General features: G+C 68.7%; 6 protein-coding genes. 3 read left to right on the plus strand and 3 right to left on the minus strand.

What is annotated here, in order from left to right; translation table 11 throughout:
• A partial coding sequence (locus G3N99_RS34505; RefSeq protein WP_206124611.1) for a DAK2 domain-containing protein occupies nucleotides 1–171 on the plus strand: 171 nt, incomplete at its 5' end.
• A gap of 144 nt (nucleotides 172–315) precedes the next feature.
• Here G3N99_RS34505 and G3N99_RS34510 read toward each other — a convergent pair.
• The 3 genes from G3N99_RS34510 to G3N99_RS34520 form a co-directional block, all read right to left on the minus strand.
• Nucleotides 316–777 (minus strand): hypothetical protein, encoded by a 462-nt coding sequence (locus tag G3N99_RS34510; RefSeq protein WP_206124608.1) that lies wholly within the window; start codon nucleotides 775–777, stop codon nucleotides 316–318.
• 29 nt (nucleotides 778–806) lie between these two features.
• Entirely contained in the window at nucleotides 807–1,094 is a 288-nt protein-coding gene (locus tag G3N99_RS34515; protein ID WP_174943312.1) for a DUF1330 domain-containing protein, read from the minus strand.
• Between the two features lie 211 nt (nucleotides 1,095–1,305).
• Entirely contained in the window at nucleotides 1,306–2,166 is an 861-nt protein-coding gene (locus G3N99_RS34520; RefSeq protein ID WP_206124609.1) for a MaoC family dehydratase N-terminal domain-containing protein, read from the minus strand.
• 307 nt (nucleotides 2,167–2,473) lie between these two features.
• Here G3N99_RS34520 and G3N99_RS34525 point away from each other — a divergent pair, with 307 nt between their 5' ends.
• Nucleotides 2,474–2,953 carry a MarR family transcriptional regulator gene (locus G3N99_RS34525; RefSeq protein ID WP_174928921.1) on the plus strand — a complete coding sequence of 160 codons (480 nt, stop codon included), beginning with the start codon at nucleotides 2,474–2,476 and terminating at the stop codon, nucleotides 2,951–2,953.
• Nucleotides 2,950–4,711: FUSC family protein (locus tag G3N99_RS34530; RefSeq protein WP_206124610.1), on the plus strand; the 1,762-nt coding region annotated here is incomplete at its 3' end. The genes G3N99_RS34525 and G3N99_RS34530, both read left to right, overlap by 4 nt.

The following is a 4,711-nucleotide window of genomic DNA, read 5'->3' on the forward strand; positions in this document are numbered from 1 at the left end:
TCATGGGCGGCCGCGGTCGAAGCCGCCGAGCACGGTGCGCAGGAAACCGCACGCATGACGCCGCGCGCCGGGCGCGCGAGCTATCTCGGCGAACGTGCGATCGGCACGCCGGACGGCGGTGCAGTGGCGGTGTCGTATTGGCTGCGTGCGTTGCAGGCACACATCGTGTGAAGGTTGAAGGCGCGACAGTGACGTCGCGCCTTCCATGCATCGGCACGCAAGACGCCCTTTCGCGTCACGTGCCGATGCCGCGGATCGTTGCGATGCCGCGCGGCTTCATCTCCGTCGACATCCACATTGAGCGTCCGCAATCAATCAGCGCGTCTTCGTCCGCCCGGGCAACAACGCCGCGCCGACCGACGCAGCAGCGAAACTCGCGAGCCAGCACCAGTAGCCGATCGCGTCGAGATGCACGGGCTCGACGTCCCCCGCTTCGTTGATGGCGATCTGGTGCTGCGACAGGAAGCTCATCCCGAACAGCAAGGCCAGTACGGCCAGCACGACCGCCTGCGCGCGGTAGCGCTTCACCGTCAGCACCCAGGCGGCGAACACGAGCGGATTCGCGAGCCACGCATAGATGCCGCCGAGCACGCCCATCCAGCCCGTCAGCAGCACCTGCCAGCCGTCGGCCCACGGATGCGGCGCGGGCGCGCCGGTGCGGAACGGCGCGGTAAACATGGCGACCAGATAAAGGACCACGCTGATCGCGAGCAGCACGGTGGTGGCGCGCCCCATCGGCGGGCGACCGGGCGCAGTGGCGGGGATCGATGCATTCATCGGCGGGCCGGGCGTCCGATGCGGGTCGTTCAGACGCCTTCGACCAGCACGGCGCGATAGCGCGCGCCCTTGAACCGGTGCTGGGCGACGGTCTGGTATTCGGGGCCGTGATACCACGCGTGCGCGGCTTCCTTCGACGGGAATTCGACGATCACGACGCCTTCCGGGCCTTCACCCTCCAGCGTTTCCTGCGGCCCGTAAGCCGCGAGCACCTTCACCGGATGCCCGGCGAGCGTCGCGCCGACCTTGCTCTGGTAGAGGTCGAATTCCTGCGGGTCCTGCATGCTTTCACGTGTAAACACAATATAGGTGGCCAAGATGCGTGCTCCTGATGCGAGGCGTGGAAGGTGGAAGGGCCGGCCGCGCATCGCCTGGTCCGGCGAACGGCACGCGACCTGCCAGCAGCTTACAGGGGTTTGCCGACGAACGTCGGGGCTGGCCGAGTGCCAGCCCGGCCGGCTTGCGGCGTGCAACGACGATCACCGCATACGGATCTTGCCGCGTCGCGAATGAACGAAACGGCGCCCGTTACGCCAGGGTCGCGGTGGCCTGCATCGTCAGCCAGCCGTCGCGATCCTTCGCCCACAGCTCGATCGTCTTGCCGTCGTCCGACGGCTTGCCGCACAGCGTGAACGGCGCCCCGTCGAACGTCGGGCGCACCGCGCGGAACGCGAAACTCGCAAGCGTCGCGTCGGGCCGTTCGCGGTGCACGAGATCGACGAGCAGCGTCGCGATCAGCGGGCCGTGCACGACGAGCCCCGGATAACCTTCCTCCTGCGTGACATAGCTGCGGTCGTAGTGGATGCGATGACCGTTGAAGGTCAGCGCCGAATAGCGGAACAGCATCACGGCATCGGCCGTGACCGTGCGCGACCACGTCTCGCCTGCCGGCGCCGCGATCGGTTTCGGCGCGGAGGCGCCCGGCTGCGGCGCGTCGCGATAGACGATGTCGTGCTCTTCCTCGACGCACAACGCGCCGTCGCACTCGATCCGGTGCTGCACCGTCACGAACACGAGCCGGCCGCTGCGCCCCGTCTTGTCCTCGATGTTCTCGATCGTGGATTCGCGCGTCGCGCGCCGCCCCGTTCGGAGCGGCGCATGGAACGTCAGGCGGCCGCCGGCCCACATGCGGCGCGGCAGCGGCACGGGCGGCAGGAAGCCGCCGCGCTTCGGGTGGCCATCGGGGCCGACTTCGGCCAGCGGCGCGACGGACAGGAAATAGAGCCAGTGCCACATCGGCGGCACGACGTCGCCGGGCGACGGGCGGTCGAGCGTGGCGGCCAGCGCGTTCAGCGGGAACGCGGTGATGTCGTCACCGAGCGTTTCGGTCTTGCCGAGCCACGCGTCGAGCGACGCCTGGCCAGGGGGCTGCGAGGAGGAAGTGGACACGTGCGGAATCTCCGGGAGGCTTGCAACGGCCCCAATATGCACGCACTGCGCCGTTTCGCGAAGCCGGATTTCCCGAACCCCGCCTTCGAACCTGCCTGACCTCCGAGCGGCCCCGCCGGACGACTTTCGTCAGACCATTCGATCGCGGCCGCCGCACGCTCCCGCAGCGACAACCTTACAGCTTGACCATCGCCGGCACGCCGCCTAAATTGCTTCAAACGGGCCGGCCGAACCGCGTGCGACGTGTCATCAGGGTGACAAAAACGATAGTTTGCTATCGAATTAATTTGCCCCTATCATCTCGCCCATGACCAATCTGCACGACCTCCGCCTCGCCGTCAGCAGCCTTCTCGTGCTGTCCGCGCGCAAGTGGCGCCGCACCAGTGACGGCGTGCTGACCGCGTACAACGTGTCCGAGGCCTGCGCGACGCCGCTGCTGATCGCCGGGCGCCTCGGCGAAGGCGTGCGGCAGGGCACGCTCGCCGAATACGTCGGCATCGAAGGGCCATCGCTCGTGCGCCTGCTCGACCAGCTGTGCGCGGCCGGCCTCGCGCGCCGCGACGAGGATCCGCACGACCGCCGCGCGAAAACGATCTCGCTGACGGCCGCGGGCCGCGCGGTCACCGCGAAGATGGAGGAAGACCTGCGCGTGCTGCGCGCGCAGGTGCTCAAGGGGGTCACGCGCGCCGATCTCGAAGCGACGCTGCGCGTGCTCGACGCATTCAATGCATCCGAGTCGCACACGCCCGCCGCGCGCGCATCCCACACCGGCAACGCCACGTCATGACCTATCCGAGCCTTCGCGACTGGCTGTTCTCGGGCAAGACGTTCGCCGCGTCGATGCTGGCGCTGTACCTCGGCCTGTATTTCCAGTTGCCGCGCCCGTACTGGGCGATGGCGAGCGTCTACATCGTGTCGAACCCGTTCGTCGGCGCGACGCGCTCGAAGGCGCTGTATCGCGCGCTCGGCACCGCGCTCGGCGCGGCCGCCGCGATCTTCTTCGTGCCGCCGTTCGTCGAGACGCCGCTGCTGTTCGCGATCATCGTCGCCACCTGGTGCGGCACGCTGCTCTACCTCGCGATCTCCGACCGCACCGCGCGCAGCTACGTGTTCATGCTCGCCGGCTACACGATGCCGCTGGTCGCATTGCCGACCGTGACCGATCCGTCCACCGTGTTCGACGTCGCGATCGCACGGACCGAAGAGATCGTGCTCGGCATCGTATGCGCGAGCGTGGTCGGCAGCGCGATCTTCCCGAACCGGCTCGCGCCGACGCTGATCGAGCGCACCGACGCGTGGTTCAAGGACGCCGCGTTCTACGGCCGCGAGACGCTGTCCGGGCACATCGCCGGCAAGGCGCTGTCCGCGTGCCGGCAACGCCTCGCGGCGACCATCACCGGCCTCGAATTCCTGCTGAGCCAGCTGAGCTACGACCATGCGCACCCGCGCATCCTCGCCCGCGCGCAGGCGCTCGCGGGCCGGATGCAGCTGTTCCTGCCGCTGATGTCGTCGCTCGCCGATCCGTTGATCGCGCTGATGCGCGACCTGCACATCCGCCCGGCCGGGCTCGACGAGCTGCTGGCCGATGCCGCGAAATGGTTCGACGCACCGCTGCCGGCCGTCAAGGCCGGCACCGACGGCGACATGACCGACGACCCGGTCGCGCAACGCCTGCGCGAACGCATCGCCGCGCTGCAGCCCGCCGACGATGCGCTCGCGAGCTGGGACGGCGCGCTGCTTTCGAATGCGCTGTGGCGGCTGCGCCAGGTCATCGACATCTGGCAGGACTGCCGCTCGCTGCGCGCGCTGATCGGCAACGAAGCCGGCGTCTGGCAGCCGCGCTACCGGCACTGGCGGCTCGGCGGCACCGAACGCTTCTTCGATCGCGGGATGATGCTGTTCTCGACGCTGACCGTCGTCGCCGCGATCGTGTTCGCGAGCTGGATGTGGATCGCGTCCGGCTGGCACGACGGCGCCGGCGCCGTCACGCTCGTGGCCGTGTCGTGCAGCTTCTTCGCCGCGCTCGACGAGCCGGCGCCGCTGGTGTTCAAGTTCTTCCTCGCGACGACTGCCAGTGTCGTGTTCGCCGGCCTGTACCTGTTCGTCGTGCTGCCGCACGTGCACGATTTCGCGATGCTCGTCGTGATGTTCGCGGGCCCGTTCATCCTGATCGGCACGCTGCTGCCGCGCCCGCAGTTCAACATGGTGACGATGCTCGTCGCCGTGAACACGGCCACCTTCATCAGCATCCAGGGTGCGTACGACGCCGACTTCTTCGTGTTCCTGAACAGTAACCTCGCGGGCGTCGCCGGGCTGCTGTTCGCTTATGTATGGACGCGTGCGACGCGGCCGTTCGGCGCGGAACTCGCGGTGCGGCGCCTGCTGCGCTCGGGCTGGGAAGATGTCGCGCGCTCCGCGTCGACGCAGCCGCTCGACGACCAGCGCAACCACGCGTCGCGGATGCTCGACCGCGTCACGCAACTGCTGCCGCGCCTCGGCGCGTCCGACGATCATCGCCACCCGTCGATCGAAAGCTTCCGCGACC

The organism is Burkholderia sp. Ac-20392, assembly GCF_017104585.1.
Lineage (GTDB): Bacteria > Pseudomonadota > Gammaproteobacteria > Burkholderiales > Burkholderiaceae > Burkholderia > Burkholderia lata.